This is a genomic window from Lentzea flaviverrucosa, from assembly GCF_003350445.1.
Taxonomy (GTDB): Bacteria; Actinomycetota; Actinomycetes; order Mycobacteriales; family Pseudonocardiaceae; genus Lentzea; species Lentzea californiensis.
On the sequence record NZ_QQAU01000003.1, the window covers coordinates 323,664 to 349,930 of the forward strand.

Genomic DNA, 26,267 nt, shown 5'->3' on the forward strand with positions numbered 1-26,267 from the left:
GTCGCGCAGGTTACGTCATCGGCGACACCCCGATGTTCAGTCTGAACCCGGCTTGCAGCGCCCGCGCTGAGACCGCGACCGCCGCGGCCAGGGTAGTGGTCGTCCACGCCTCGTGCGGGCTTTCCTCCAGCAGTTCGACGGCCTCGCGCACCGGCCCCCGCGGGATGTGGTGCGCTCTCTCCAGTTCCGCGCGGTGATCGTGCCGCAGCGTGAGCAGCAGGCCGTCCAGCACGAGTTGCTCCAGCGTGGCGGCCGCGAGGGGGTGGCGGCGCAGCAGTGCCGGCCCCTCGAACTCCCGCAGGAACGGGGCCAGCACGTCCAGCACGCCCTGCTGCGGTGCGGGCGCGAACGCGATCCGGCTCACCGGGCGCCCGAGCATGGCCGCGAGCCGTTGTTCCAGCGTCACCCGTTCCACCATGAGACACAGCTGCGCGCAGTCGGCGCTCCACTTGATCGACGCCGGTTCGTCCGGCAGGTACGCGACCGCCTCGGCGGGACCGGCGTCCACCGACACAGGGCCGAACGACGACCGCGCGCGGCCCTGCACCGGCATGTTGAAGTGGTACGCGAACGCGTTCGTCGTGCGCATGTCGACCTCTTGGCCGTACACGAGGTAGCCGGCCGTCAGAGAACCGAGGCGGACCGCGTTCAACCGCATGTCGAGCGGCTTCTCCCTGCCCGTGGGAGCGATCTGGTGCGGCAGGAACACACGGGTGACCGAGTCCTCCGCCTCATCGATCCGGGTCGCGCGGCTCACCGGATGGTTGAGTAGTCTCTCCACGCGTCACAGCATGCCAAACGGGTGCTTGCGCCCGTCTGCCTCATCTGCTTGCGCCGAACGACAGGTGGTCGTGGACGAGCCGGACCACCATCGCGCCCTCGCCGACCGCGGAGCCGACCCGTTTGATCGACCCGCTGCGCACGTCGCCGATCGCGAACACGCCCGGCCGGTTCGTCTCCAGCGGGAACGGCCTTCTGCCCTTGTGCCACCAGGAGTCGTCGGTGGCGACGTGTTCACCGGTGAGGACGAAGCCGTCGTCGTCCAGCGCGATCAACGACGAGAGCCAGGTCGTGCACGGCTTCGCGCCGATGAACACGAACAGCGCCCGCACCTGCAGGGCGCGCCGGTCGTGGTTGCGGTTGTCCTCCACGACGACGCCGTCGAGCTTGTCGCCACCCAGCAGCTCCACGACCTCGTGGTGCAGCAGCACCTCGATCCGGGGATGGCTCGTCACGCGGTCGACCAGGTAACGGGACATGTCCTTGTTCAGATCGCCGCCGCGCACCACCAAGTGGACCTGGGGGACCCGGTCAGCGAGGAACACGGCCGCCTGGCCGGCCGAGTTGCCCCCGCCCACGATCGCGACCGGGTTCGCCTGGCACTCGCGTGCCTCGTGGATCGTGGCGGCGTAGTACACGTCGGTCGACTCGAAGTCGGCGAGCCGGGGCAGGTCGAGCCTGCGGTAGCGCGCGCCGGTCGCGATCACCAGCGATCGCGTCCTGACCTGGGACGAGTCGTCGAAGCCCACCACGTAGTGGCCGTCGTGCGCGGAGAACGAGACCGCCTCCGCGGACACGTTCACGGGCACGCCGAACTTCCCCGCCTGCAGGACCGCGCGTTCGGTGAGGTCCGGGCCGGAGATCCCGGCCGGGAAACCCAGGTAGTTCTCGATCCGCGACGTCGTCCCGGCCTGGCCGCCGGCGGCGACCGAGTCGACGGCCACCACGCCGAGCCCGTCCGCGGCGCCGTACACGACGGCCGCGAGGCCCCCGGGACCAGCGCCGACCACGAGCAGGTCGGTGAGGTCGTCCGGCGGGGACGACGCGTGCAGACCGAGCGCCTGGGCCAGCTCCCGGTTGCCCGGGTTGCGCAGCGTCCCGCCGCCGGGCACCACGACCACGGGGATCTCGTCGACGGTCACGCCGAACCGGCGCAGCAGTTCCTCGGCGTCGCTGTCGTTGTCGGTGTCGACCAGCCGGTGGGGGATTCGGTTGCGCGCGGCGAACTCCAGCAGCCGCTTGGTGTCCGGCGAGAAGCACGAGCCGATGATCTGCAGGCCGCTACCCCTGCCGATCAGCACCGCCCGGCGCATCAGGTACGCGCGCAGGACCAGGCCTCCCAGCACCGGGTCGTTGCGCACCAGCTCGTTCAGTTCGGCCGCGGTCAGCCGGACGACCTCGCCGGGCTGTGCGACGACGGCCGTCACGAACGACGGTTGCCCTTCCAGCAGACCGAGTTCACCGAGGAACCGGCCCGGTCCGTGCACCCGCACGACCTCGCCGTCCTCCAGCACCTGCACGACACCGCTGACGATCACGAAGAAGTCGTGGTCGCGGTCGCCCTCGGCGTACAGCACTTCCCCTTCTCGTGTCGGGCGCCTTGTGCCGTGCAGCGCGATCTGGTCGATCTGGTCGCCGTCGAGGCGGGGGAAGGCACCGTGCTCGTCCGGTGTCTCCTGCGGCCCGGACGAACGCTGCTCAGACGAAAGCCTGGTGGACATAACACCACCGCCAGTTCTCGCCGGGTTCAAAAGAACGCACGATCGGATGGCCGATGCCGAAAGCGTGCCTGCGCGCGTGTTTCATCGGCGAGGAGTCGCAGCAACCGACGTGTCCGCACGTGAGGCACAGTCGCAGGTGGACCCACGGTGTGCCCGAGATGAGGCACTCACGGCAACCCTGCGGAGTCTGCGGCACGACCTCGCGCACGAGCGCGAGGTGTTCGTCCACGATCGTGGTCATCGGTCCTCCCGTGTCACGTCGTCGAGCACCAGCGACAGACCGACCCCCAGCAACCACACGTCCTTCGCCAGCGAGATGCCCTGTTCGGTCGGTCGCAGGCTGCCTTCCTGTCGCATCCCGGGCGTCTTCAGGTAGAGCCCGAGCAACGCGCCGGCGAACCCGGTGAGCGCGGCACCGGCGAGGACCGCGGGCACCAGCGGCACCAGCAGCGCCACGCCGGTCATGATCTCCCCGGCCGCGAGCAGCGTCGTGAACCGCTGGGCGTCGAGCTTGCCCAGCACCGGGTACGTGTTCGCGGCGAAGCCCTGCAAGGACTCCGCGGTCTCCTGGTCGGCGTGCAGCTTGCCGAGTCCCGAGTTGAGCACGTACGCACCGGTGGTGACGCGCACGGGAAGTTGTCGCAGCAGATATCGGCTGATCATGTCTTCACCTCCGGAACGAGAGCCTCGTCGAGCCAGGCGCGCAGCTGGGGTGCGGGCACCGCGCCGGGTTGCCGCGCGATCACCTCGCCGGCGCGCAGGATCATCAGCGTGGGTATCGATCGCACGTCGAACCGTTCTGACAGACGGGGTGCGCGGTCGACGTCCACCCGCACGAGCTTGATGTCGCCTGCCCGTTCGTGTGCGAGCTGGTCGAGCACCGGGCTGACCATCCTGCACGGCCCGCACCACGTCGCCCACATGTCGACCAGGACGGGAACCTCCGCCTGCTCGGCCACCTCGGCGAAGTCGTCGTCGAGCGCGTCGACGATCCACGGCAGCGGCCGGCCGCAGTTGCCGCACTTCGGTTTGCCCTGTGCGACAACGGGTATGCGGTTGGTCTTGCCGCAGTTCTGGCAGGCGATGTCCGTCGTCCTCATGCGACGGCCCTGCTCTCACCGGACGTGATGACGGACAGCTCGTCGTCCACCACGTCCACCCGGATCGTCGTGTTCTCCGCCAGGTCACCCGCGATCAGTGCGCGTGCGACGCGCGTCTCGACCTCGTGCGCGATGTAGCGGCGCAGCGGCCGTGCTCCGTAGACGGGGTCGAAGCCGCGCAGGGCGATGAACTCGCGGGCCGGTTCGGTGAGCTCGACGTCGATCCGGCGTTCGGCAAGGCGGGCGCCCAGCTCGGCGAACTGCAGGTCCACGATGCGTTCGATCTGTTCCAGCCGCAGCGGCGTGAACAGGACGATGTCGTCGACGCGGTTGAGGAACTCGGGCCGGAAGTGGTCGCGCAGTGACGCCAGCACGGCCCCGCGCGCGTCCGGTTTGATCTCCCCGTCGGCGGTGACGCCGTCCAGCAGGTGCTCCGAGCCGATGTTGGACGTCATGATGATGACGGTGTTGCGGAAGTCGACCGTGCGGCCCTGCGCGTCGGTGATCCGGCCGTCGTCGAGCACCTGCAGGAACGTGTTGAACACGTCCGGGTGCGCTTTCTCCATCTCGTCGAGCAGCACGACGGAGTAGGGCTTGCGCCGCACCGCTTCCGTGAGCTGGCCGCCCTCGTCGTAGCCGACATATCCGGGAGGCGCGCCGACGAGCCGCGAGACCGTGTGCTTCTCCTGGTACTCGCTCATGTCGAGACGCACCATGTTGTCCTCGCTGTCGAACAGCGCGGCCGCCAGCGTCTTCGCCAACTCGGTCTTGCCGACCCCGGTGGGGCCCAGGAAGATGAACGACCCGATCGGCTTGCGCGGGTCCTTCACCCCCGCCCGCGCACGGATGATCGCGTCGGCGACCAGCCGCACCGCGTCTTCCTGACCGATCACCCGCTCGTGCAGGATCTGGTCCAGCTTCAGCAACTTCTCCCGCTCGCCCTCCTGGAGCCGCGACACCGGGATGCCGGTCCACGCCGCGACGATCTCGGCGATCTCGTCCTCGGTCACCACTTCCTTGAGCAGCCGGTGCCCGCCCTGTTTGCCGGCGAGCCGGTCCTCCTCGGCCGCGAGCTGGGTCGCCAGTTCGGTGAGCGTGCCGTAGCGCAGTTCCGCGGCGCGGTTGAGGTCGTAGGCGCGTTCGGCCTCCTCGGCTTCGCGGCGCACGCGTTCCAGTTCGCCGCGCAGGTCCTGCACGCGCCGGATGGCCTGCCGCTCCGCCTCCCACTGCGCGGTCATGGCGTCGAGCTCGGCGCGCAGGTCGGCGAGCTCCTTGCGCAGCGCGGCCAGTCTTTGTTCGCTGGCCTGGTCGGTTTCCTTGGCCAGCGCGGCTTCCTCGATCTCCAGCCGGGTCACGCGCCGCGACGTCTCGTCCAGTTCGGCTGGCATCGAGTCGATCTCGGTGCGCAGCCGTGCGCACGCCTCGTCCACCAGGTCGATCGCCTTGTCCGGCAGGAACCTGTCGGTGATGTAGCGCCGGGACAGCACCACGGCGGACACGAGCGCGGCGTCCTGGATCTTGACACCGTGGAAGACCTCGAGGCGTTCCCGCAACCCGCGCAGGATCGAGATCGCGTCCTCCGGCGACGGCTCGGCCACGACCACGGTCTGAAACCGTCGTTCCAGCGCGGCGTCGGACTCGATGTGCTTGCGGTACTCGTCGAGCGTGGTGGCGCCGATCATGTGCAGCTCACCGCGCGCGAGCATGGGTTTGAGCATGTTGCCCGCGTCCATCGATCCCTCGGCGGCGCCCGCGCCCACGACGGTGTGCAGCTCGTCGACGAACAGCAGGATCCGTCCGTCGGCGGCCTTGACCTCGGCGAGCACGGCCTTGAGCCGTTCCTCGAACTCGCCGCGGTACTTGGCGCCGGCCATGAGGGAGCTCATGTCGAGGGAGAAGACCGTCTTGTCCCGCAGGCCTTCCGGCACGTCGCCGCGCACGATCCGCTGGGCGAGCCCTTCGACGATCGCGGTCTTGCCGACGCCGGGCTCGCCGATCAGCACAGGGTTGTTCTTCGTCTTGCGGGAGAGGATCTGGACCACCCGGCGGATCTCCGCGTCCCGGCCGATCACCGGGTCGAAGTCGCCGGTCCTGGCGTCGTTCACGAGGTCGCGGCCGTACTTCTCCAGGGCCTCGTAGGTCCCCTCCGGCGTGGCGCTGCGCACGCGTTGGTTGCCGCGGATCCTGGCCAGGCCCTCCAGGAACCGGTCCCGGGTGATGCCGTACCGCGCCAGGACCTGGCCGGCTTTGGTGCTCTCGCCCTCCTCGGCCAGTGCGAGCAGCAGGTGCTCGACGCTGACGTACTCGTCCTTGAGCCGCTTGGCTTCCCGTTCCGCGGCGTCGAGAACGCCCATCAGCCGGCGGGTGACGCTGACCTGTCCTGGTTGGACACCCGGTCCGGTCACCTTCGGGCGTCGGGAGAGCGCGGTCCGCACGTCCTCCGTCAGCGCCTGCACGTTCACGTCCGCCTGGGTGAGCAGACGCGACACCAGGCCGTCGGGCTGCTCGACCAGGGCCATCAGGAGGTGTTCGCCGTCGGTCTCGGTGTGCCCGAGCCGCTGGGCGACCTCCTGGGCGGATTGCAGCGCCTCCTGCGACTTCTGCGTCAGCCGGTTCGGGTCCACAGCCGGTTCACCTCCATGATGTCTCACTCCCGTGCACTTGTGCTTCGAGGACTCGGATCCGGTCGAGCAGGTCCAGCACGAGCCCGATCGCGTTGTAGTTGAGCGAGAGCCCGCGGCGCAGCCGCTGGATCCGCGCGATGCGGGCGGCGGTGTCCGGTGGGAACCACAGCCGTCCGCCGTCGTCCACCGCGCACTCGATCAGCCCGAGCGCGGCGAACCGGCGCACCAGGTCCGGGTGAAGTCCTGTGTGGACGGACACGCGGTCGGCGCTCAGCCTGGCCGGTTTCGTCAGGACGTACATCACGAGCCTCTCGGGTCGAAGTCGGAGACCGCGGCAAGTTCCTCGAAGAGCTCCCGTTCCCGCCTGCCGAGCTTTTTCGGGACCATGACCTTCACGACCGCGTAGAGGTCACCGGCTTTGCCTCGCGGGTTCGGCATGCCCTCACCGCGCAGCCGCAGCCGTCGGCCGCTCGACGAGCCGGCCACCACGCGGACCTTCGCCTCGCCGCCCGGTGTCGTGATCGGCACGGTGGCGCCGAGGGCCGCCTCCCACGGCGTGACCGGCAGGTCCACGACGACATCGCGGCCTTCCAGCCGGTACCGGGGGTGCGGCGCGATCCGCACCACCAGGAACAGGTCCCCGGACGTGGCACCGCCGGAGCCCTGCCCGCCCTGGCCGGACAGCCGGATGCGCTGGCCGTCCACCACACCGGGCGGGATCGTGACGTCGAGGTCGCGCCCGCCGATCGTGAGCCTGCGCGGGCCGCCGCGGTAGGCGTCCTCGACCGAGAGCGTCAGCTCGGCCTCCTGGTCGGCGCCGGGAACCGGACCGCCGCGGCCGGCACGGCGGAAGACCCCGCCGAACAGGTCCTCGAAGTCGAAGTCCTCGAACCCGCCGTGACTAGGTCCGCTCGTGTACACCGTGCGTCCCCGAGGAGCGCGTTCGCCGTAGTCCTCCGGGACGCGGCGGAAGTCCTCGCCGAACCGGTCGTACCGCTTGCGCTGCGCCGGGTCCGAGAGGACCTCGTAGGCCTCGCTGACCTCCTTGAACCGGTCCTCGGCGCCGGGGTCGTGGTTGACGTCCGGGTGGTACTGCCGCGCGAGCTTGCGGTACGCCCGCCCGATCTCGTCGTCGCCCGCGCCGCGGGGCACGCCGAGCACGTCGTAGAAGTCCGTGGCCACGCCGGCTCACTCCCGCCGGCGCGACACCGCGACCGCGGCGGGACGCAGATCGCCGTAACCCGGCCGCAGCACGCGCACGACCGTGTTCGCCGGCGCGTCCGGGTCGTCCTGCACCGTCACGACCTCGTGCACGGCCGGGTCGAACGGCACGCCGGTGGCGTCGTGGCGCGGGTAGCCGAGCCGGGCGAGCGCCTCGACGGCCTGGTCGAGGGTCGCCCGCACGCCTTCGGCGAACGCGTCGTCGGAGGCGTGCCCGAGCGCGAGTTCCAGGTTGTCGAGCACCGGTAGCCAGGCCGACGCCACTCGCCCGCGTTCGGCGGTGCGTTCGCGGTGGAGCTCCCGGTCGTGCCGCTTGCGCACGTTCTCCAGTTCCGCCATGGCACGCAGCCAGCGGTCTTCCAGCTCGGCGGTGTCCCGTTCCGGGGCCGGCGCCTGAGGAGGGGCGGGGTCGGCCCCGGAACCAGCCGCTGAGTTCGCGGCGTTCCCCTGGGTGGTCATAGTGGTCAGACCCGGTCGAAGTCGGCGTCGATGACGTCGTCGTCCGAAGCCGTGGCCGAGCTCGTGCCGGAAGACGGCGGTGGCGCGGACGACCGTGCCGCCATCAGGCCGTTCAGCACCTGGGTGAGTTCGTCGGTCAGCTCCCGCACTCGCTCCAGCGGGGCCTCGTTCTGCAACGCCTCGCGCGTCTCGGAGACCAGCATCTCGGCGCGTGCCTTCTCGTGCGCGGGCGCGTTGTCGCCGAGGTCGGACAGGGTCTTCTCGACCTGGTAGGCGATCGAGTCGAGCGTGTTGCGGGCGTCCACGGCCTCGCGCAGCCTCCGGTCCTCCGCCTGGTTCGCCTCGGCGTCGGTCACCATCCGCTCGATGTCGGACGTGTCGAGGTTCGAGCTCTCGCTGATGGTGATGCCCTGCTCCGCTCCCGTGTCCTTGTCGCGGGCGGTCACGTTGAGGATGCCGTTGGCGTCGATGTCGAAGATGACCTCGACCTGCGGTTCGCCGCGCGGTGCCGGCCTGATCCCGGTGAGCTGGAACCGGCCCAGCACGCGGTTGTCGGCCGCGCGTTCCCGTTCGCCCTGCAGCACCACGACGTCCACGGCGGGCTGGTTGTCCTCGGCGGTGGAGAACACCTCGGAACGGCGGGCCGGGATCGTCGTGTTCCGCTCGATGATCCGGGTCATCACGCCGCCGCGGGTCTCCACGCCCAGCGACAGGGGAGTCACGTCGAGCAGCAGCACGTCCTTGACCTCGCCCTTGAGCACCCCGGCCTGGACGGCGGCACCGAGTGCCACGACCTCGTCCGGGTTGACGCTCATGTTCGGGTCCTTGCCGCCGGTCAGGCGGCGGACGAGCTTTTGCACGGCCGGGATCCTGGTCGAACCGCCGACGAGGACGACCTCGTCGATGTCGTTCGCGGACACCTTGCCGTCGGCCATCGCCTGCTCGACCGGGGCGAGGCAGCGCTCCACCAGGTCGGCGGTGATCTGCTCGAACGTCGACCGCGTCACGGTCTCGGTCAGGTGCTTGGGTCCGGTGGAGTCGGCGGTGACGAACGGCAGGCTCACCTGGGTCTGGGCGACCGAGCTGAGCTCGACCTTGGCCTTCTCCGCCGCCTCGTAGAGCCGTTGCAGCGCCTGGGCGTCGTTGCGCAGGTCGATTCCGGTGTCGTTCTTGAACTTGTCCGCCAGGTGGTCGACGAGCCTGCGGTCGAAGTCGTCGCCGCCGAGGTGGGTGTCGCCGGAGGTGGAGCGCACCTCGACCACGCCATCGCCGACGTCCAGCAGGGACACGTCGAACGTGCCGCCGCCCAGGTCGAACACGAGTACGGTCTCGTGTCCCTTCCTGTCCAGGCCGTACGCCAGTGCGGCCGCCGTCGGCTCGTTGACGATCCGCAGGACCTCGAGACCCGCGATCTTGCCGGCGTCCTTGGTCGCCTGGCGTTGCGAGTCGTTGAAGTACGCGGGCACGGTGATCACCGCCTCGCGCACCTTCTCGCCGAGGTAGTTGCTCGCGTCGTCGACCAGCTTGCGCAGCACCTGTGCGCTGATCTCTTCTGGCGCGTGGAGCTTGTCGCGCACTTTGAAGCGCACCGAGTCGTTCGGTCCGGGGACGACGTCGAACGTGACCGTCTTCGCCTCCTCGTCGACCTCTTCGAAACGGCGGCCGATGAAGCGCTTGGCCGAGTAGATCGTGCCCTGGGGGTTCAGCACGGACTGGCGCTTCGCCAGCTGACCCACCAGCCGTTCGCCGCTCTCGGTGAACGCCACGACGGACGGCGTGGTCCTGGCCCCCTCGGCGTTCGCGATCACCACGGGTTGACCGCCCTCCACGACCGCGATCGCGGAGTTCGTCGTGCCCAGGTCGATCCCCACTGCCGTGGCCACTACGAAGCACCCCCGGCGGGGGTCATGCCGGCGAGCAGCCGCTGTGCCTCGTCCGCCACTTCCTCGTCCACGACCAGGTCGTACCGGCTCGGCACCATCATGGTCACGGAGCTGAAGTCGCGCCTGCCGCGCTGCAGCGCGTAGAAGACCGCGCCCATGACAGCGCCGATGAGCGCGCCGAACACCAGGCCGTACAGAGCGAGCGTGAACGCGGCGACCAGCGGGTTGATGAGGTCGAACAGCCCGAAGATCCAGCCGAAGAACAGGCCGGGGACCGCGCCGGAGGTGGCACCGTTCAGCAGGGCGCGGCCCCAGTTCACCCGGCCGACGACCTGCTCGACCATGCGGACGTCGACGCCGACGATCGCGGTCCGGCCGACCGGGAACTTGTTGTCCGACAAGTAATCGACGGCGCGCTCGGCGTCGCGGTAGTTGGTGAACGACGCGATCGTGCGCCGCTGCGACGCGCTCTGCGCGACGGCACTGCTGGTGTCAACGCGTGTATGCGCACCGCTGTGATGGGTGGTCATGGCTACCCCTCAGGCGTCGATGGTCGTCTGCTCGGAAACCTCGATCTTGCGAGGCTTGCTCGACTCGGCGATCGGGATCGTCAGCACGAGAACGCCGCGGTCGAACTCGGCGGTCAGGTCACCGGCGGCGAGCATGTCGCCGAGGAAGAACTGACGGCTGAACTCCCCGTGCGGCCGTTCGTCGATCAGCACCTCGTCGTTCTCGTGCCGCAGCGGGTCGCGCCTGGCCTTGACCATGACCACGTTGCGTTCCACGGTCACGTCGACGTCTTTTCTGTCCACGCCCGGCAGGTCGAGTGCGACGATGCACCGGTCACCGCGGCGGAACGCCTCCATCGGTAGTGCGCGTGGCGTGCGGACTGCTTGCTCGGAGAGCCGGTCGAGTTCGCGGAACGGGTCGAAACGCATCAATGTCATCTGGGCTCATGCCCTTCTGGATCTCGTGTTCCGGGGACGTGCATCGGCTCCACCCTGACGAAGGGCGTGCGTGTGGCGCGTCGCCCTGCGAGGGCGAAACCCGTCCTGTGCACTAGACCCGGCAGTACTACGGCAACGGCACTAGGCTGGGCCGCAGTCGAGTGACTGCGCGGGGGAGGCATGGCTGCGGGAACCGGAGAACTGGATGGTTGGGCTCGCGCCCAACTGTCCACTCTCTACGGCCTGTTCGTCCTGTCGATGAAGATGTTCAGCGGCAGGGATCCTCAGGAGATCCTCGCCCTCGCGGCGACTTCGGTGCCGTCACTGGGGCCGTGCACGGTAGTGGCGACCTACCTCATGACCAACGGCAGCCTCGAGCTGCAACCCGCAGGAGGGCCCGCCGATCCGTTCGTGTCCGAACTCGACGACCCCGGCTCCGGAGTGGTGCTCGCCGACGGCACGTGGCGCTGGGCGTTCCCGTTGAGAGGGACGAGCGGTCTGGCCGGCTGCCTGGTCGTGGTGGCGCGGTCGGAACCGACGGTCGACGAGATGTTCCTGCTCAAGGTGCTCGGCCAGCAGACCACCGCCGCGCTGGCGAACGCGACCCTGCACCGCGACGAGGACGCGTACGCCGACGGACTGCGCCGGTCCAACGACGAGCGGTCCGAGGTGAACGCGCAGCTGACCGCGACGGTGACCAAGTTGCGGCAACAACAACGAGTGCACGAGGTGCTGACTCGGGTGAGCGCCAGCGGTGCCGGTGAACAGGGAATCGCGGACGCGCTCAATGAACTCACCGCGCTGCCCGTGGCCATCGAGGACCAGTTCGGCAACCTGCGCGCGTGGGCAGGGCCGGGCCGTCCCGACCCCTATCCGAAACTGCCCGCGCGGCGCAGGGAGGACCTGCTTCGCCGAGCCGCCCGCCTGACCTCCCCGCTGCGAGAACGAGACCGGCTGGTCTCGCTCGTCAAACCGCACCACGAGGTGCTGGGCGTGGTCTCCCTGATCGATCCGGCGAAGACCTCGCGGGAGTACGAGACCTTCACCCTGGAGTACGGCACGGTCGTGCTCGCGTCCGAGCTCGCCCACCAGCGCAGCCTCGCCGAGGTGGAACTGCGGTTGCACCGCGAACTCGTGGACGACCTGGTGACCGGCACGGACAACGACAGCGCCTATGCACGCTCCGGCGCCCTGGGCCACGACCTGCGCGGTGCGCACCACGTCGTGATGGTGCAGTGGAGCGGCGCCCAGACCGACGGAGCGCTGTCGCACGCGTTGTCCCATGCGATCACCGAGCTCGGGTGGAAGGCGTTGTGCTCACGGCGTTCCGGCGTCGGCGTTGTGGTCGTGCGCGGCCGTCCGGACGGTGAGGCGCTGTTCCGGGCACTGGCGCAGGAGCTGGGCGACGGCACGGGCGTGGTCGCCATCGGTCGCGCCTGCGCCGCGCCGGACGGACTGCCGCAGTCGTTCAAGGAGGCCTCGCGCGCGTTGCGCATCCGGCGGTCGTCGCGCCGTCCTAGCGGTGTGGCGTCGTTCGAGCAGCTCGGCCTCTACCGGATCCTCGACACGGGGGAGAGTCGTGCGGAGATCACGTCGTTCGTGTGGGAGTGGCTGGGCGGTCTGATCGACTACGACACCAAGCGGGCCGCGGACATGGTCCGCACGCTGTCGCAGTTCCTGGAGTGCGGCGGCAACTACGACCGGACCGCGACCGCGCTGATGATCCACCGCAGCACGTTGCGGTACCGGCTGGGCAGGATGAAGGAGATCACCGGGTTCGACCTCGGTGACGTGGAGACCCGGCTGAACGTCCACGTCGCGACCCGTGCGTGGCAGGTCCTGCAGGGGCGACCGCTGGAGGGCCGGTGACGAACGCGGCGTTCGACGGCGGGACGCTCCAGGTGCACTCACACCTGTGCGTGTTCCACCACGGCCGCGCGGAACGGGACGAGCTGCTGATCCCGTTCCTGTCCGACGGCCTACGCCGCGGCGAGGCGTGCCAGTACATCGGCGTCGCGGGGGAGGCGGACGACGTCGAACAGCGACTCGGGGGTCCGCAACCGGGACTGCTGGTGCAGGAACCGGAAGTCCGGTACCAGCGCGACGACGTGCTGGACGGCGACGCGATCCTGGCCGAGCTGGACGAGTGGACGCAGCGGGAGGGAACACCGTGCCGGGTCGCGGGGGACATGCGCTGGGTGGGAAGGTCGCCGCGCAGCCCGGAACAGCTCGACGCGCTCTTCCGGTACGAGGTGAACGCGAGCCTGTGGGCGAACAGGCGTCCGGTGTACGCGTTGTGCTTCTACGACCTCGACGTGTTCGACGGTGACGTGATCGTCCCGATGGTGAAGACCCATCCGCAGATCTGGATGACCGGCGTGCTCCTCGACAACCCGTACCACCACTAGACTGCGGCGCGTTCATCTCCGGGTTCCCGACTATCCGGGTTCTCGCGGGGTACTCGGCGGCGCATGCAGGAAACCGTAGTGCTCGGCCTGCTCGCTGATCCCGGGCTGGCCACCGACATCGTCGAGGATCTCGCAGAAGAACTACCGCGGCGGCTGAGCCGCGACGTGGACGGTGACGTGGAGTGGCGAGTGGTGCCTGTGTGCGACCAGTTCGCCGCCGACGAGCACGGCACCGTGCGGCACGTCGTGCAAGCGGTGCGCGATCAGGTCGTGGAGGAACGTTGTGACCTGTGGGTGTGCCTGACGGACCTGCCGCGCAGAGACGGCACCGACCCGGTTGTCGCCGACGCGAGCTCTGACGACGGGCTGGCAGTGGCGTCACTTCCGGCGCTGGGCGGCTGGGGTCTGCGCCGCAAGACCGGTGACGTGGTCAGCGCCCTCGTGGCCGAGCTCAGGGACCGTGAGGTCCCGATGAAACGGCTCGCCCAGCGGGTCGACTCGCCCAGTGACGACATCGGTGTGCGGTTCGTGGCCCCGGGCTTTCGCGGCCGGCTGCGGCTGTTCACCGGCATGGTCAGGGCGAACCGGCCGTGGCGGCTCGCCATGGGTCTGTCCAGCGTGCTCGTCGCGGCGCTGGGCACGGGCGCGTACACGTTGATCAGCTCGACCATGTGGATGCTGGGTACCCACTCGAGCGTGGTCAGGCTGGTGGCGGCGACGCTGTTGTCGATCGCGGCGATGGTGGTGTGGCTGATCGTCACCCACGAGTTGTGGGAGCGCCCGTCCGACGCGATCGGGAGAGAACGGGCGCGGCTGTACAACCTGACCACGGTGGTCACCCTGGTGCTGGGGATCTCCACGCTGTACCTGGCGTTGTTCTTGGTGGTGCTCGTGTCGGCCGTGCTCGTGCTCGAACCTTCCGTGCTGGCACAGGAGATCGGTCATTCGCCGGCCATGCGCGACTACCTCGGCATGGCGTGGCTCGCCGCGTCGGTCGCGACCGTGGCCGGTGCGCTCGGTGCGCGGCTCGAGAGCGACGACGCGGTGCGCAACGCCGCGTACGGCTACCGCCAGCAGGAGCGCCGCGAGAAGCTCCAGGCGTGACCCCGCAGGTCCATGGCCTGCCGGGGATTTCCGTCTCGTGGACCGAAGCGTCGCACGCGTGCGGTGCGGCACCGTCCTCACCTCGAAGATCTGCCGGAGGTGAGCAATGGTGGTTCCCGTTGCGAGTGCGACCAGAGTCCGTGTGATCCGTCTGAGCGGGGAGATCGATGCGTCCACTGTGGACCTGCTGGTCCACGCGATCGAACCGCATCTGGACCTGACACAGGGGACGATCATCGTGGACCTGTGCGAAGTCACGTTCCTCGGCACCGCGGGCCTGAGAGCGCTCGTGCGGGCCGAGCGGCACGCGAACCGGATGGGGTCGAAACTCTGCCTGGTCAGCGGGAACACCGCGGTGAAGCGGTCCCTGGCGGTGCTGGACATGCTGCGCGAGTGACGCCGGGTCCGGCCACCGAGCCTGCTCGCCTCGGTGGCCGGACCCGTCTGGTGCCTCAGGGCTTGAGGACGACCTTCTCGCAGTCGTCCTGCTTGTTCTTGAACATCTCGAAGCCGCGTTCCGCCTCCTCCAGCGGGAGGGTGTGGGTGATGATCCGGGTGGGATCGATCTCCCCGCGCTCGATGCGCTCCAGCAGCGGCTTCATGTAGCGCCGCACGTGGCACTGCCCCGTCCGCAGGGTCAGCGACCGGTTCATCCACGCACCGGCGGGGAACTTGTCGATCAGTCCGCCGTACACGCCGATCACCGAGACCACGCCGCCGCTGCGGCACGACATGATGGCCTGGCGCAGCACGTGCGGACGGTCGGACTCGGACCGCACGGCCTGCTTGATCCGGTCGTAGGCGGCGATGTGCGCACTGCCGTGCGTGGCTTCCAGGCCGACCGCGTCGATGCACTTGTCCGGCCCGCGCCCACCGCTCAGCTCCAGCAGCCGGGACCGCACGTCGACCTCCTCGAAGTTCACGGGCGTGTGGCCCGCCTGTTCCGCCATCCGCAGCCGGTAGGGCTCCTTGTCGATGGCGATGACCTTCGCGGCGCCGAGCATCCTGGCGCTGTCCATGGCGAACTGGCCCACCGGACCGGCACCCCAGACCGCCACCACGTCGCTGGGCTGGATGTCGCACATCTCGGCACCCATGTAGCCCGTGGGCAGGATGTCGGAGAGGAACAGCACCTGCTCGTCGGTCAGATCCGACTCGATCTTCAACGGCCCGACGTCGGCGAACGGCACCCGCGCGTACTGCGCCTGACCACCGGCGAAGCCCCCCGTCAGGTGCGAGTAGCCGAAGATTCCCGCGACCGGGTGCCCGAACATCTTCTCCGCGATCCCGGCGTTCGGGTTGGAGTTCTCGCAACACGAGTACAGCTCGGCGGCACACGCCCCGCACGCCCCGCAGGCGATCGGGAACGGCACGACGACCCGGTCCCCGACGCGCAGCCGGCCAGGATCGACGCCCGAGCCGACCTCGATCACCTCGCCCATGAACTCGTGCCCCAGGACGTCGCCGTCCTGCATGGTGGGCACGTACCCGTCGACCAGGTGCAGGTCCGAGCCGCAGATCGCGGTGGAGGTGATCCGGACGATGGCATCACGGCCGTTGAGGATCTTCGGGTCCGGCACGTCGCGGACCTCGACCTTGTTGCGGCCCGCCCAGGTGTTGGCCCTCATGCGTCCGGTCCCTTCTCCAGTTCGGCGTCCGACAACGGCTGGGCCGGGCGCTGCGGGAACTCCTTGCGGGCCCGCTTGCCCCACGGAGCACCGTCGGAGCGCATGACCTCACCGGTCTCCATCACCTGCTTGAACCGGCGCAGGTCGTCGTCGAGTTGCTGGTGCGGTTCCTCGCCGAAGTACTTGGCGACCACCTTGCCGATCGCGCCGCCCGGAATGTCGTACACGAGTCCGACGTGCACCTCCGTGCTCACACCATCCGGGGCGAGCACGAACCGGACCACACCGGCGTTGGGCACGTCCGCTTTACCGGTCGACCGCCACGCGATCTTCTCGGCGAGCACCACCTCGACGATCTCCGCGTCCCACTCGACGTTCGCACCGAACGGAGCGCTGGCAACCCAGTGGCTAGTCCGGTCACCGGTGGCACGGACCTCGTCGAGATGCGCCATGAACGTCGGCAGGTTCTCCAGTTCACGCCAGAACGCGAACACCTCCGACACGGGTTTGCGAATCGTGGTCGTAGCCGTCAGTTCCATGGATCCTCCTTCGCGTGATCCCCGCACCACAGGCACGGAGCAGCTCGCCCTGGCCAGGTGGCCCGCACGGTGATCCACAGGCACTGTCATCCCGACGAACGCCGTCGGTGGCCTGCCATCGCACGCAACGGTGGGAGATGGCCGTCTCCAACGCGATCACATCCACCACATCGCCCGAACCAGGGGGCGTCCTCCCCGAACTACCCCTGGAAAGCCCGCCTAACCAGGCACCGGCTCCAGATGCTCGGCTGCGGCTCCATGACCTGCGCATCGATGCCGCCATGCGTTTTCGAGGCGATCCCCGGAGCGCGAGACGTTCCTCGACCCTGACGCGGCTTCCGGTTCGCGGCGCGGTTCCGGCAGCCCGTCCGAGCGAGTGCCCTGGACCCGAAACCGGCACGGGGCTGCGCTGTCCGGGTGTAAATGGGCGCCCCTTCGTCACGATGCCTTCGGTGCCGGGGTCTCGGTTCTGACTGAGGGAGCTGACTGTGGCCACGCTGACGAACGCCGAACTGCTCGCTGCGTTGACAGAACCGCGCCGTCTGGCTGCATCGGTAGAGGACTCTGGCGTGCGCTTTGCGTTCTACGGCCGGATGTCGACGAGCACGTTCCAGGACGTGCAGACGTCGCGGGCGTGGCAGCGTGCGGTGTCGGATGAGTTGATCGACGGCGTTGGCTCGGTCGTCGCGGAGTTCCTCGATGTGGGTGTGTCGCGACGATGGTCGTGGCAGGACCGTCCGGAGGCTGCGGCGTTGCTGGCCGCCGCTGCGGACCCTGGTCGTGATTTCGACGCGGTCGTGGTGGGGGAGTACGAGCGGGCGTTTCACGGTGATCAGTTCCGTGAGGTTGTGTCAGGGCTGAATGCTCTGGGCGTTGCCGGAGGCGGGTGGTCCGGTGTAACTGGGTAGCCCGGTGCACGAGGCCCTGATGGTGCTGTTGGGTGCTCAGGCGCAGCGTGAGGTGGCCAAAGCGCGCCAACGAGTGCTTGCGGCGATGCGGGCGCAGACTTGAGTCCAGGGCCGGTTCCTGGGTGGTCGGCCGCCATACGGATATCGACTGGTGGATGGTGGTCGGCATCCGAATCCGGTGCAAAGTCAATGGGACCGGCGGGTGCAGGTGCTGGCACCGGACCCGGTGACAGCGCCGTGGGGTGCGGTGGATGTTCGCCGAACGTGCTCGCGGGCGGACGGTGGCGTCGTTGGCACGGGAGCTCAACGAGCGTGGCGTGGTGTGTCCGTCAGGTGCGGATCCTGAGCGGAATGCGCACAGGTCGGGGGAGCGGTGGATTGTCCGGACGGTGGCGATGATTCTGGAGAACCCGCGCTACACCGGCCGGCAAGTGTGGAACCGCAGCAGCACGATAGGCCACGGAGCAGGTGGACGTACGGGTGGCCGCGGTTCAGGAGTAGCGGTCGAAATATAAATTACTCCACGGGATCCCGAGGAATCCCGTGGAGTAAGAGAATGTCCGAGACTTGAGTCCCCATATGTAGCAAGCTTGCGCAGTTCGTGTGTTCATGCGCCATTGGATAGCTCAAACCTAATATGGAGGGCCAGTCGACGCGATTCAATCTTTCGTCGCTAAGTTTTATCGACTGGGTCTAAGAACCTCTGCGGCGGCCTGTTGGACTGCACGTTGATCTGGAATCAGGCCCACATGCGGCAAGCGCTGCTTGAGTACGAGCGGCACCACAACGACCACGGCACCGACCGATCACTCGATGGCGCGGCACCACGAGTGCCGTACGCGCCTCAATCTGCGCGGACGTAGTTTTCGGCACGCACAACCCCGGCGAGCCCGACCCCAGCCTCTTGCGCCCGCCCAGATCGAACGCCTCACCGTAGATTGACAGGAAAGTCTCGGCGGAGTCATCCGCGAGTACCGCCATGCTGCTTAACCTGCATGGATGAGGTTTTCGGCACGCGCAGAACCAGATCCTCGCGTCTCTCACCGCCTACTGCCAGCGAAATTAGCGACTCAGACACTAGGTGCCGCACACCCAGGAAACGCCTGCCTTCTCCACGTTCTCGTGAAGTTCGAGGATCGACTCAGATTCGCGCCGCATCGACGAGGAAGAGAGGATCGGCATGCCGAACCGCGAGATTGTCGAGAACTGGGTCGAGCGCTATGTGCACGCCTGGTCGACCAGCGACCGGGGTGACATCGAGGCCTTGTTCACCAATGACGCCGAGTACCACGAGCGGGGGTCTGTCAAACGAGCGGTGTAACTCGGGTTGAAGGAAACTACTTCCGTCCGGCGGCCAGGCGGCCGTCGAAGGCGATCTCGAACGCGTTGAGTGCGGGTTTCCAGCGCATGGTCCAGCGCTTGCGGCCGGTGCCGGTCGGGTCCAGGCTCATGATGGCCATGTAGACGCACTTGAGCGCGGCCTGCTCGTTGGGGAAGTGGCCGCGGGCCTTGACGGCGCGGCGGATGCGGGCGTTGACGCTCTCGATGGCGTTGGTCGAGCAGATCACCCGCCGGATCTCCGGATCGAACGCCAGGAACGGCACGAACTCGGCCCAGGCGTTGTTCCACAGCCGCACGATCGCCGGATAGCGGGCGCCCCACGCGTCGGTGAACTCGGTGAACCGCTCGCGGGCGGCGGCCTCGGTCGGCGCGGTGTAGACCGGCTTGAGGGCCTTGGCGATCGCGTCCCAGTGCTGCCGGCCCGCGTAGCGGAAACTGTTGCGCAGCAAGTGAACCACGCAAGTCTGAGTGATCGTCTGAGGCCAGACCGTGGTGATCGCGTCCGGCAGGCCGGTCAGCCCGTCGCAGACCACCATGAGCACGTCGGCCACGCCCCGGTTCTTGAGCTCGGTTAGCACATGCAGCCAGTATTTGGCGCCCTCGCCGCCATCGCCGGCCCACAACCCGAGGATGTCGCGCCGTCCTTCGCAGGTGACCGCGAGCGCGACGTAGATCGGCCGGTTGGCGACCTGACCGTCACGGATCTTGACGTGGATAGCGTCGATGAAGATCACCGGGTACACCGCGTCGAGAGGCCGGTTCTGCCATTCGATCATGCCCTCGATCACCTTGTCGGTGATCGTGGAGATGGTCTGCCGTGACACCTCGGCGCCATAGACCTCTGCCAGGTGCGCGGAGATCTCCCCGGTGGTCAATCCCTTGGCCGCCAACGAGATCACCATCTCATCCACGCCACCCAGCCGCCTCTGCCGTTTCGCGACGATCTTGGGCTCGAAGCTCGCGTCCCGGTCCCGCGGCACGTCGATCTCGACCGGGCCGACATCGGTGAGCACGGTCTTGGACCGGGTGCCGTTACGTGAGTTACCGGTCCCACGGCCGGCAGGGTCGTGCTTGTCGTAGCCGAGGTGATCGGTGATCTCGCCCTCGAGCGTGGACTCCAGCAGCCGCTTGGTCAGCTGCTGCAGCACCCCGCCCTCACCGGTCAGCTTCAACCCGCTCGCCTTGGCACTGCTCAGCAGCTGCGCGACGAGCTGCTCGTCCAGCCCATCCCGATCAGTAGCGGGCTTCGCGTCCTCGGCGTTCTCCACGCCGGACATCATGTCGGTCATCAGGTGCACTTCCATGATCGGGAGTTACACCGAACGTTTTACAGTCCCCCCACCGGAAGGGGTCCAGTCGTTGTGGCTAACTGGCAGCGGTGACGGCGTTGTGGTCGGAGCGTAGTTCGTACTCGATTGGGGTGAGGTAGCCGAGGGCGGAGTGCCGCCGGCGGCGGTTGTGGAAGATCTCGATGTAGTCGAAGATCGCGTTGGCCAGCTCCAGGCGGTCTTCCAGCGTTGGCGGTTCAGTAGCTCGATCTGCATTGATGACCAGAAGGATTCCATCATCGCGTTGTCGAGACCGTCGCCTACGGTTCCGAAGGATGGCAGGAGGCCTGCTGAGCGGATCTTTTCGCCGAAGACCCTGTGCCGTCCGGAAAGTCATCGGTGCTCTGAGCGGTGAGGTTGTACCGGCTGCGAGCATGTCTGGGTGGTCGGTTCGCTGTTGTACCGGGTGGTCTGCAAGTTGTTGTCTGTTCCGGCGGTGCTGCTTGGAGGTGAGGCGGCCAAGGATGCGGAGCTCCTGGTGCTGCGGCACGAGAACGTTGTGCTTCGTCGGCAGTTGACCGGGTCGGTTCGCTACGAGCCCGCGGACCGGTTCTGGTTTGCGGCGCTGTCGCGACTGGTGCTGCGCTCGCGCTGGCAGGAGGTCTTCCCAGTTGCCCCTGGGACGTTGCTCGGCTGGCACCGCAGGTTCATCGCCGGCAAGTGGGACTACACCGCGCGCAGGCGAACCGGGCCGAAGAGTTTTAGCGTCTTCCCGAACAGGACGGCGGTCGTGTCGCGCGGGCCGACCGGAACTGATTGCTGGAGCACGATGTCACCGGCGTCGAGGGTGTCGTCCATCATGTGGGCTGGCACGCCGACTTCCTTCTCGTCGTTGAGAAGTGCCCAGATCAACGGTAAGAAGCCCGCGTACTTCGGCAGTACCGAGTCGTGCACGTTCAACGTGCCGCGCTTGGGCAGCGCGAAGATCTGCGGCGGGCTCTTGCCGCGGTTCGATTTGCGGAGTAAGCCGCCGAGCAAGGCCTCACCTACGACGACGGGAGTTTCGAGGCGGTACCGGATGCACTCGCCAACTTCGCGGCGCCGGAGGTGCCGGTCGAGCTCGAGAAGAAGGCCACCGAGATCTATATGGATGGTGGCAACGAGATCTACCTCAAGATCGCGTCGAACTGGGACGGCGAGGACAGGCTGTTTGATATCCACGAGTTCGCCGACGTGCAGCACTTTCCAAATCTGAAGTCGACTTCTTCCTCACCTCGCCCGCCGCGAACTGGGGACTCATGGCAGCAAGGATGTGGTGGCGGTGATAAGCGTCGAGGGTACGTACGTGTGTGTGGGATCGGCCAGCAAGAAGAGCGTCTCGATGCCGCCCAGGTCGCGGTTCGCCAGGGCCAGCGTCACCTCGTGCTCCAGGACGCCCGGTGTGCGTGTGCCTCGCACGATCACACTGATGCCGGTCTGGCGGCAGTAGTCGACGAGGAGCTGCCGGCGCTGGACTCGATCGTGGCGTTGTCGAGGTCGGCGGTCATCTTCGCGAGCAGTGCCAGCCGTTGCGGCAGGGGAAGGCGGCCGGTCTTCTTCGGGTTGGTCAGGACGCACACAACGACCTTGTCGAAGAGACCCGCGGCCCGCCGGGCCACGTCGAGGTGGCCGCGGGTGGCGAGGTCGAAGGAGCCCGGGAACACGGCGCGCACGCCCACCGATGCCAGTGACGGCAACGGTTTCCGAGCCACCGGCTAGCGTTGCCGACCATGACCGACCGCGCCGACGTGCCACCCGAGGTGCTGGCTGCCCTGCGCGGCATCTGCGCCGGCCTGCCCGAGAGTTACGAGGAACCGGCCTGGGTCGGGACGAGATGGCGTATCCGGCAACGCACTGTCCTGCACGTCTTCACCGCACAGCCCGGCAGTACCGGCGCGTTCAGCCGTGCCGCCGAACTGACCGAGCCCGCGGTGGTCATGACGTTCCGGGCCCAGGCCGAGGAGTTCGATTCGCTGGTCGGTGCCGGCCACCCGTTCTTCCGCGCCGCTTGGGGAACCCAGGTCGTCGGCATGATCATCGAACCTGACGCCGACTGGACCGAGATCAAGGAGCTGCTGACCGAGAGCTACCGCGAGCTCGCCCCGGCGAAGCTCGCGCGCCTCCTTCCGTGAGCAGCGGTCGAAGTCTTCCAGCTGCCAGGCACACCCTCGCCGCCGCAGCACCCTTGCGAGCCCGACTTCAACCCCTTGAGACTGAACGGATCGAACGCCTAGCGGTACTCAGCGGAACCGTCTCGGTGGAGTCCTTCATGAGTATCGGCATGCCGCTTGACCTGTGCGGACGTACTTTTCGGCATGCACACCGCGACGACGTTGTTCAGCCCTGCCGGGACCGTGGCCCGGCCGAGATCGTTTCTGCCCCATGCGATCACGGTGCCATCGGTGCGGAATGCGAGTGCGTGCCGTGCGCCTGCGGCCACTGCTCGGACACCGGCAAGTCCATGTGGAACGGTGTGGAGTGCCAGAACTCTGCAGCCACACGCTGACCTGCGGTGATCAGGTTCTGTCATCCTGCAGGCATGATCGTGGGCGTGGCGCTGCGACTGCTGTATCTCGTCTTTGTTCGGCTCGGTTCTCGCGGACGCCGGCATTGATGTTGTGAAGATCCCGCCGAGGTGTTCGCGGGTTAACTGCCTCGCGGAACGGTTTGTCGGCACTGTCAGACGAGAGCTCACCGACCGGCTGCTGTTCGTCAACCAGCGGCACCTGACGTCAGTGCTGTACCGCTGCGTATCCCACTACGACCCGATCACCCGACCGGAGTCCCGGGCTGTAGATCCGTATGTCGTCGGCGAGTGCCTAGCGGCTTGATCAACGAGGACGAACCTGCATAAGCGTGATCCGCAGGTCAGGCACGTTGAGCCATGTTTTGGCAACAGACAGGAGAACAAGATCGTGTTTCTCCCACACCTCGCCCAGGCCACCCGGTCGGCGCGGTGGCCGGAGCCTGGGGGCAAGCTGACGGCCATGAATCGTGAGCACGACGTCGTCGTCTACGGCGCCACCGGGTTCGTTGGGGCGCTGACCGCCGCATACCTGGCCCGGCACGCCCCTGAGGGCGTACGGATCGCGATGGCCGGGCGGTCTGCGGACAAGCTCGCCGCCACCAGGGCCGGGCTGCCTGCGGCGGCGCGGGAGTGGCCGCTGGTCGTCGCCGACTCGGGGGACCCGGTCGCGCTGGCGGCGCTGGCCGCGTCGACGCGAGTGCTCGCCACCACCGTCGGCCCGTATGCGCGTTACGGGCTCCCGGTCGTCGAGGCGTGCGCGCGGGCCGGCACGCACTACGCGGATCTGACCGGCGAGGTGTTGTTCGTCCGCGCCGCGATCGACGCCGTGCACGAGCTGGCCCTGGAGTCCGGAGCCCGGATCGTGCATGCCTGCGGCTACGACTCGATCCCGTCCGACCTGGGCATGCTGTTGCTGCACGAGCGGGCCGTGGCCGACGGCGCGGATCCGCTCACCGACGTGCGGTTGGTGGCTACGGTCCGCGGCGGTTTCAGCGGCGGCACGATCGACTCGCTGCGGGCGCAGATCGAGGCCTACGAGAGCAATCCCGGCCTGCGGCGCGTCGCCGCCGATCCGCATGCGCTCAGCCCCGACCGCGCAGCAGAGCCGACGCCCGCCCAGCCCCGCGACGCGGGGGTGCCCTCCCGCGCCGCCGACGGAACGTGGCAGGCACCGTTCGTGATGGCCCCGTTCAACACCCGCATCGTGCGGCGCAGCAACGCCCTGCTCGACTGGGCCTACGGGCCGGAGCTGCGCTACAGCGAGGTCATGGGCGCGGGGCAGGGCGTCACCGGAGCGCTCATGGCGGCCGGTATCACCGGTGGGCTGGCCGGGCTGGTCGGCGCGATGTCGGTCAAGCCCGTCCGCAGCCTGCTCGACCGGGTGCTGCCCGCGCCCGGTACCGGGCCCAGCGAACAAGCTCGTGCGAAGGGCTGGTTCCGTTCGGTGCTGCACGCCACCACCAGCTCGGGGCGCCGCTACCGGGCCACCGTCGCCGGACCAGGCGATCCCGGCTACGCCGCCACGGCCGTCATGCTCGGGCAGAGCGCCCTCTGCCTGGCCCTCGACGACCTCCCGCCGCGGTCCGGCTCGCTCACGCCTGCGACGGCCATGGGCCGGCCTCTGATCGATCGCCTGCGGCTCGCCGGCCACACCTACGACATCACGAACGCCTGACCCACGCCACCTTGCGGGGTTGGGCGCCGGCAGAGGGCCAGGATGTAGATCCGTACGTCGTCGGCGAGTGCTTGGCGGCTTGATCAACGAGTACGAGCCTGCAGCAGCGTGATCCGCAGGTCAGGCATGTTGAGCCATGTTTCGGCACCCCACAGGGTGATGGGCGTGAATTTGTCCGATGCGGTGCGGTAGCTGAAGACTGGTCAGGTCGCGCCGTTCTTCGTCGCGGAGGTGTTCTCGGTCTCGGCAGCTGTCGCGGGCTCGCTCCCGACGCGTTCGCGGAAGACGACGACCACCATCGCCAGTGTCGCCGGGACGATCAGGGCCGCGGCGATGAAGAGGGTGTTCCTCGGTCCCGCCAGCGCGATCACCGGGCCGGCTGACAGGTAGCCGACGGTGTTCGCGATGATCAGAGTAGTGCCGGCCGCCGAGTAGACACGGCCCTTGTAGGCCTCCGGGGTGCGTTTCTGCACCAAGGCCATGAGGGTGATGTTCTGAACGGCCGCGCAGCCGCCACAGGTGATCCACGCGATCGCGTTGACGACGGGATGGGGGAACAGAGCTGTCACCGCGAACGCCGCCGCCATCACGCCGGTGCCGATGAGGTACGCGCGCAGCAACGCGTCGATGCCCTTGAGCCGCCTGGTCACCACGGCACCCGCCAAGACGCCGATGCCCCAGCACGTGACCACGACTCCGTAGACCACCTCGTTCTGCCGCATCACCCCGGTAACGAGGAAGATCTCGTTCGCCAGGGCGATCGTCATCGCCGTCATCGTCACGACGTGAGCCACCAGCCGGACGGTCAGCACCCTGTCCCGGCCCAGTTGCGCGAGCCCGGCGAGCGAGCGGCGCGACGTGCCCGCGAAGCGGTCGTGCACCCGAGGGTCGCGGTCGGTGCGGATGCGCGAGATGAGGAAGGCCTGCAGGAAGGACGCCGCGGCGTCGATCGCCAGCGCGACCTCGAGACCCGGTCCTGCGGCCACCACGCCACCGAGCAGCGTTCCGGCCATGGCTCCTGCTGTGCGGGCGGTGCTGACCCACGAGAACCCGCGCACACCGTCGTCCTCGGCGTTGATCCTCGCGACGAGCACGGAGGTACAGGTCGTGGCCATCGCGCCGAGCATTCCCATGATCGCCAGGCCGGCGATGATCGCGGCGGGTACCGAGGCGACCGCGACCAGCGCGGACAACGTCACTGCCTGCGCGACCAGGATGCACACGTAAAGCGGCCGGTTGCGGTAGCGGTCCACGAGCCAGCCCCCGATGGGGGTACCGAGAACGCCACCGACCGTGCCTGCCGCGAACATGATGGCAACGGCACCCGGACCAGAATCGTACAGCCGGACGGTGAGACCGACGAGGGTGAGCATCGAACTCGCGTTGGAAAGTCCAGCACCGACCGCCAGCAGGGCGAGATCGTGCCTGCCAGGAGGCTGCGGCGACGCCGCGCCGGTGGACTCAGCCTCGGCGGCCAGTTCGCTCGCCTCCTGCATCCGCACCCTCCGCCACGGCATCAATGAGCGGCTCGGCCGCATGTCCGTCCAATTCTGCTCGACGTGGCGCACGCTGTCCTCCCTGCTGCCATCCCGGCCGGGCGGCCGTCCACCCGGCGGGCCCGTCGGCGAACGCCCGCCACTGCGAATGCGGACAGAGTTCACGAATGATCGGCAACCAGCCTGCACCGCGCTTGGGCCTATTTCTGGCCAGTGCGTTCGATGAGCTGTTGGCGCGCGAGCGAAGATCGCTCCATCGACCACCTCCGCAAACAAGACCGTCCGATGGATGCAGCACAACGAACGATAGAGCTGCAACCGCCATCGCGGTCCCTGTGGTAGCGCCGACCGTCCGCTCATCGGCATGAGCGTGCGTCCGGAGCTGTCAGATTCGGTCGTGTCGCCTGCTCGCTGGTGCCGATCGGATTTCTGGGTCGGACCGGCACTGCGCGACCATCTACGCGAGCCCGCTCGTTACCTATGCTCTACTCGATCAGGATGTGAAACCGTTAGAGGGTGTTTGTGGAGCTCGCCTTACTCGCCGCTTGGTCTGAGTGGCTTAGGTTCGCCGATGCTGTCGCTCATGCGCCGACATGCCC

General features: G+C 68.2%; 28 protein-coding genes and 3 pseudogenes. 10 read left to right on the forward strand and 21 right to left on the reverse strand.

Going from position 1 to position 26,267, the window contains the following annotated elements:
- Positions 1–10: 10 nt before the first annotated feature.
- From DFR72_RS11360 to DFR72_RS11415, 12 genes are read right to left on the reverse strand one after another with little or no spacing between them, the layout of a single operon-like run.
- Positions 11–781, reverse strand: coding sequence for a cupin domain-containing protein (locus DFR72_RS11360; RefSeq protein ID WP_090062775.1), 771 nt, complete (start codon positions 779–781; stop codon positions 11–13).
- Between the two features lie 40 nt (positions 782–821).
- A complete protein-coding gene (locus tag DFR72_RS11365) occupies positions 822–2,501 on the reverse strand; it encodes an FAD-dependent oxidoreductase (protein ID WP_090062772.1) in 1,680 nt (559 codons plus the stop codon).
- Positions 2,479–2,742, reverse strand: coding sequence for a UBP-type zinc finger domain-containing protein (locus DFR72_RS11370; RefSeq protein ID WP_090062771.1), 264 nt, complete (start codon positions 2,740–2,742; stop codon positions 2,479–2,481). Before DFR72_RS11370 ends, DFR72_RS11365 begins: the two co-directional genes overlap by 23 nt.
- Entirely contained in the window at positions 2,739–3,164 is a 426-nt protein-coding gene (locus DFR72_RS11375) for a hypothetical protein (RefSeq protein ID WP_090062769.1), read from the reverse strand. Before DFR72_RS11375 ends, DFR72_RS11370 begins: the two co-directional genes overlap by 4 nt.
- Positions 3,161–3,601, reverse strand: coding sequence for a thioredoxin (gene trxA, locus DFR72_RS11380; RefSeq protein ID WP_090062767.1), 441 nt, complete (start codon positions 3,599–3,601; stop codon positions 3,161–3,163). The genes DFR72_RS11375 and trxA overlap by 4 nt, the downstream gene beginning before the upstream one ends.
- Positions 3,598–6,225, reverse strand: coding sequence for an ATP-dependent chaperone ClpB (gene clpB / locus DFR72_RS11385; RefSeq protein ID WP_090062766.1), 2,628 nt, complete (start codon positions 6,223–6,225; stop codon positions 3,598–3,600). Before clpB ends, trxA begins: the two co-directional genes overlap by 4 nt.
- A 7-nt stretch (positions 6,226–6,232) precedes the next feature.
- Entirely contained in the window at positions 6,233–6,526 is a 294-nt protein-coding gene (locus DFR72_RS11390) for a chaperone modulator CbpM (RefSeq protein ID WP_090063573.1), read from the reverse strand.
- Positions 6,526–7,407, reverse strand: a complete 882-nt coding sequence (locus DFR72_RS11395) for a DnaJ C-terminal domain-containing protein (RefSeq protein ID WP_090062764.1) — start codon at positions 7,405–7,407, stop codon at positions 6,526–6,528. The genes DFR72_RS11390 and DFR72_RS11395 overlap by 1 nt, the downstream gene beginning before the upstream one ends.
- Before the next feature lie 6 nt (positions 7,408–7,413).
- Positions 7,414–7,905, reverse strand: a complete 492-nt coding sequence (locus DFR72_RS11400; protein ID WP_090062762.1) for a nucleotide exchange factor GrpE — start codon at positions 7,903–7,905, stop codon at positions 7,414–7,416.
- Between the two features lie 5 nt (positions 7,906–7,910).
- A complete protein-coding gene (gene dnaK, locus DFR72_RS11405; protein WP_090062760.1) occupies positions 7,911–9,788 on the reverse strand; it encodes a molecular chaperone DnaK in 1,878 nt (625 codons plus the stop codon).
- A complete protein-coding gene (locus tag DFR72_RS11410) occupies positions 9,788–10,318 on the reverse strand; it encodes a YflT domain-containing protein (RefSeq protein ID WP_211335388.1) in 531 nt (176 codons plus the stop codon). Before DFR72_RS11410 ends, dnaK begins: the two co-directional genes overlap by 1 nt.
- 9 nt (positions 10,319–10,327) lie before the next feature.
- Positions 10,328–10,735, reverse strand: a complete 408-nt coding sequence (locus DFR72_RS11415; protein ID WP_090062758.1) for an Hsp20/alpha crystallin family protein — start codon at positions 10,733–10,735, stop codon at positions 10,328–10,330.
- Between the two features lie 180 nt (positions 10,736–10,915).
- On the opposite strand from DFR72_RS11415, the gene DFR72_RS11420 reads away from it, so the two are divergent.
- The 4 genes from DFR72_RS11420 (at position 10,916) to DFR72_RS11435 (ending at position 14,644) form a co-directional block, all read left to right on the forward strand.
- A complete protein-coding gene (locus tag DFR72_RS11420; protein WP_170176223.1) occupies positions 10,916–12,604 on the forward strand; it encodes a PucR family transcriptional regulator in 1,689 nt (562 codons plus the stop codon).
- Positions 12,601–13,143, forward strand: coding sequence for an MEDS domain-containing protein (locus tag DFR72_RS11425; protein ID WP_170176224.1), 543 nt, complete (start codon positions 12,601–12,603; stop codon positions 13,141–13,143). Before DFR72_RS11420 ends, DFR72_RS11425 begins: the two co-directional genes overlap by 4 nt.
- Positions 13,144–13,206: 63 nt before the next feature.
- Entirely contained in the window at positions 13,207–14,247 is a 1,041-nt protein-coding gene (locus tag DFR72_RS11430) for a hypothetical protein (RefSeq protein WP_114773657.1), read from the forward strand.
- A 106-nt stretch (positions 14,248–14,353) separates the two neighbouring features.
- Positions 14,354–14,644, forward strand: coding sequence for an STAS domain-containing protein (locus DFR72_RS11435; protein ID WP_090062752.1), 291 nt, complete (start codon positions 14,354–14,356; stop codon positions 14,642–14,644).
- 55 nt (positions 14,645–14,699) lie between these two features.
- On the opposite strand, the gene DFR72_RS11440 is transcribed toward DFR72_RS11435, so the two are convergent.
- On the reverse strand, positions 14,700–15,875 hold the full coding sequence (locus DFR72_RS11440; protein ID WP_090062750.1) for a zinc-dependent alcohol dehydrogenase: 1,176 nt from the start codon (positions 15,873–15,875) through the stop codon (positions 14,700–14,702).
- On the reverse strand, positions 15,872–16,414 hold the full coding sequence (locus tag DFR72_RS11445; RefSeq protein WP_090062748.1) for an SRPBCC family protein: 543 nt from the start codon (positions 16,412–16,414) through the stop codon (positions 15,872–15,874). Before DFR72_RS11445 ends, DFR72_RS11440 begins: the two co-directional genes overlap by 4 nt.
- Before the next feature lie 488 nt (positions 16,415–16,902).
- On the opposite strand from DFR72_RS11445, the gene DFR72_RS46820 reads away from it, so the two are divergent.
- From DFR72_RS46820 to DFR72_RS45465, 3 genes are all read left to right on the forward strand, one after another.
- Positions 16,903–17,322 (forward strand): recombinase family protein, encoded by a 420-nt coding sequence (locus DFR72_RS46820; protein ID WP_245982807.1) that lies wholly within the window; start codon positions 16,903–16,905, stop codon positions 17,320–17,322.
- A gap of 251 nt (positions 17,323–17,573) precedes the next feature.
- Positions 17,574–17,837 (forward strand): recombinase family protein, encoded by a 264-nt coding sequence (locus DFR72_RS46825; protein WP_245982809.1) that lies wholly within the window; start codon positions 17,574–17,576, stop codon positions 17,835–17,837.
- A 665-nt stretch (positions 17,838–18,502) separates the two neighbouring features.
- Entirely contained in the window at positions 18,503–18,643 is a 141-nt protein-coding gene (locus DFR72_RS45465) for a hypothetical protein (protein WP_170176226.1), read from the forward strand.
- A gap of 16 nt (positions 18,644–18,659) precedes the next feature.
- On the opposite strand, the gene DFR72_RS11460 is transcribed toward DFR72_RS45465, so the two are convergent.
- The 3 genes and pseudogenes from DFR72_RS11460 to DFR72_RS11475 all read right to left on the reverse strand — a co-directional run.
- Complete coding sequence (locus DFR72_RS11460; RefSeq protein WP_425459887.1) at positions 18,660–19,943, reverse strand: IS256 family transposase; 1,284 nt, start codon at positions 19,941–19,943, stop codon at positions 18,660–18,662.
- Between the two features lie 85 nt (positions 19,944–20,028).
- Positions 20,029–20,306: pseudogene (locus DFR72_RS11465) on the reverse strand (integrase core domain-containing protein); the annotation flags it as partial.
- A gap of 369 nt (positions 20,307–20,675) precedes the next feature.
- Positions 20,676–20,927: pseudogene (locus DFR72_RS11475) on the reverse strand (formyl transferase); the annotation flags it as partial.
- Positions 20,928–21,035: 108 nt separating this feature from the next.
- Between DFR72_RS11475 and DFR72_RS47860 the strand changes: the two are divergent.
- Positions 21,036–21,149 (forward strand): annotated as a pseudogene (locus DFR72_RS47860) (DUF6892 domain-containing protein); the annotation flags it as partial.
- Positions 21,150–21,227: 78 nt separating this feature from the next.
- On the opposite strand, the gene DFR72_RS47460 reads toward DFR72_RS47860, so the two are convergent.
- Positions 21,228–21,350: a nucleotidyl transferase family protein gene (locus tag DFR72_RS47460; protein ID WP_256237301.1), complete on the reverse strand. Its 123-nt coding sequence runs from the start codon at positions 21,348–21,350 to the stop codon at positions 21,228–21,230.
- Positions 21,351–21,391: 41 nt separating this feature from the next.
- Positions 21,392–21,643, reverse strand: a complete 252-nt coding sequence (locus DFR72_RS11485) for an adenylyltransferase/cytidyltransferase family protein (RefSeq protein WP_170176227.1) — start codon at positions 21,641–21,643, stop codon at positions 21,392–21,394.
- A gap of 57 nt (positions 21,644–21,700) precedes the next feature.
- Between DFR72_RS11485 and DFR72_RS11490 the strand changes: the two genes are divergently transcribed.
- Positions 21,701–22,102, forward strand: coding sequence for an MmcQ/YjbR family DNA-binding protein (locus DFR72_RS11490; RefSeq protein ID WP_090062745.1), 402 nt, complete (start codon positions 21,701–21,703; stop codon positions 22,100–22,102).
- Positions 22,103–22,200: 98 nt separating this feature from the next.
- Here the strand turns inward: DFR72_RS11490 and DFR72_RS47865 are convergent, their stop codons facing one another.
- On the reverse strand, positions 22,201–22,410 hold the full coding sequence (locus DFR72_RS47865; protein ID WP_425459881.1) for a hypothetical protein: 210 nt from the start codon (positions 22,408–22,410) through the stop codon (positions 22,201–22,203).
- A 547-nt stretch (positions 22,411–22,957) separates the two neighbouring features.
- Here DFR72_RS47865 and DFR72_RS11500 point away from each other — a divergent pair.
- Positions 22,958–24,172 (forward strand): saccharopine dehydrogenase family protein, encoded by a 1,215-nt coding sequence (locus DFR72_RS11500; RefSeq protein WP_090062741.1) that lies wholly within the window; start codon positions 22,958–22,960, stop codon positions 24,170–24,172.
- A gap of 203 nt (positions 24,173–24,375) precedes the next feature.
- Here DFR72_RS11500 and DFR72_RS46295 read toward each other — a convergent pair whose 3' ends face one another.
- Complete coding sequence (locus tag DFR72_RS46295) at positions 24,376–25,740, reverse strand: MFS transporter (protein WP_177224484.1); 1,365 nt, start codon at positions 25,738–25,740, stop codon at positions 24,376–24,378.
- Positions 25,741–26,267: the final 527 nt, after the last annotated feature.

Coding starts and splice junctions, on each gene's coding strand:
- DFR72_RS11415 (WP_090062758.1), bottom strand. CDS start 10,735: ATGACATTGATGCGTTTCGACCCGTTCCGCGAACTCGACCGGCTCTCC.
- DFR72_RS11460 (WP_425459887.1), bottom strand. CDS start 19,943: ATGATGTCCGGCGTGGAGAACGCCGAGGACGCGAAGCCCGCTACTGAT.
- DFR72_RS11410 (WP_211335388.1), bottom strand. CDS start 10,318: ATGACCACCCATCACAGCGGTGCGCATACACGCGTTGACACCAGCAGT.
- DFR72_RS46825 (WP_245982809.1), top strand. CDS start 17,574: ATGTTCGCCGAACGTGCTCGCGGGCGGACGGTGGCGTCGTTGGCACGG.
- DFR72_RS11430 (WP_114773657.1), top strand. CDS start 13,207: ATGCAGGAAACCGTAGTGCTCGGCCTGCTCGCTGATCCCGGGCTGGCC.
- DFR72_RS11375 (WP_090062769.1), bottom strand. CDS start 3,164: ATGATCAGCCGATATCTGCTGCGACAACTTCCCGTGCGCGTCACCACC.
- DFR72_RS11365 (WP_090062772.1), bottom strand. CDS start 2,501: ATGTCCACCAGGCTTTCGTCTGAGCAGCGTTCGTCCGGGCCGCAGGAG.
- DFR72_RS11400 (WP_090062762.1), bottom strand. CDS start 7,905: ATGACCACCCAGGGGAACGCCGCGAACTCAGCGGCTGGTTCCGGGGCC.
- trxA (WP_090062767.1), bottom strand. CDS start 3,601: ATGAGGACGACGGACATCGCCTGCCAGAACTGCGGCAAGACCAACCGC.
- DFR72_RS11490 (WP_090062745.1), top strand. CDS start 21,701: ATGACCGACCGCGCCGACGTGCCACCCGAGGTGCTGGCTGCCCTGCGC.
- DFR72_RS45465 (WP_170176226.1), top strand. CDS start 18,503: ATGCCGAACCGCGAGATTGTCGAGAACTGGGTCGAGCGCTATGTGCAC.
- DFR72_RS11435 (WP_090062752.1), top strand. CDS start 14,354: ATGGTGGTTCCCGTTGCGAGTGCGACCAGAGTCCGTGTGATCCGTCTG.
- DFR72_RS11370 (WP_090062771.1), bottom strand. CDS start 2,742: ATGACCACGATCGTGGACGAACACCTCGCGCTCGTGCGCGAGGTCGTG.
- DFR72_RS11445 (WP_090062748.1), bottom strand. CDS start 16,414: ATGGAACTGACGGCTACGACCACGATTCGCAAACCCGTGTCGGAGGTG.
- DFR72_RS11390 (WP_090063573.1), bottom strand. CDS start 6,526: ATGTACGTCCTGACGAAACCGGCCAGGCTGAGCGCCGACCGCGTGTCC.
- DFR72_RS11500 (WP_090062741.1), top strand. CDS start 22,958: ATGAATCGTGAGCACGACGTCGTCGTCTACGGCGCCACCGGGTTCGTT.
- DFR72_RS11440 (WP_090062750.1), bottom strand. CDS start 15,875: ATGAGGGCCAACACCTGGGCGGGCCGCAACAAGGTCGAGGTCCGCGAC.
- DFR72_RS11420 (WP_170176223.1), top strand. CDS start 10,916: ATGGCTGCGGGAACCGGAGAACTGGATGGTTGGGCTCGCGCCCAACTG.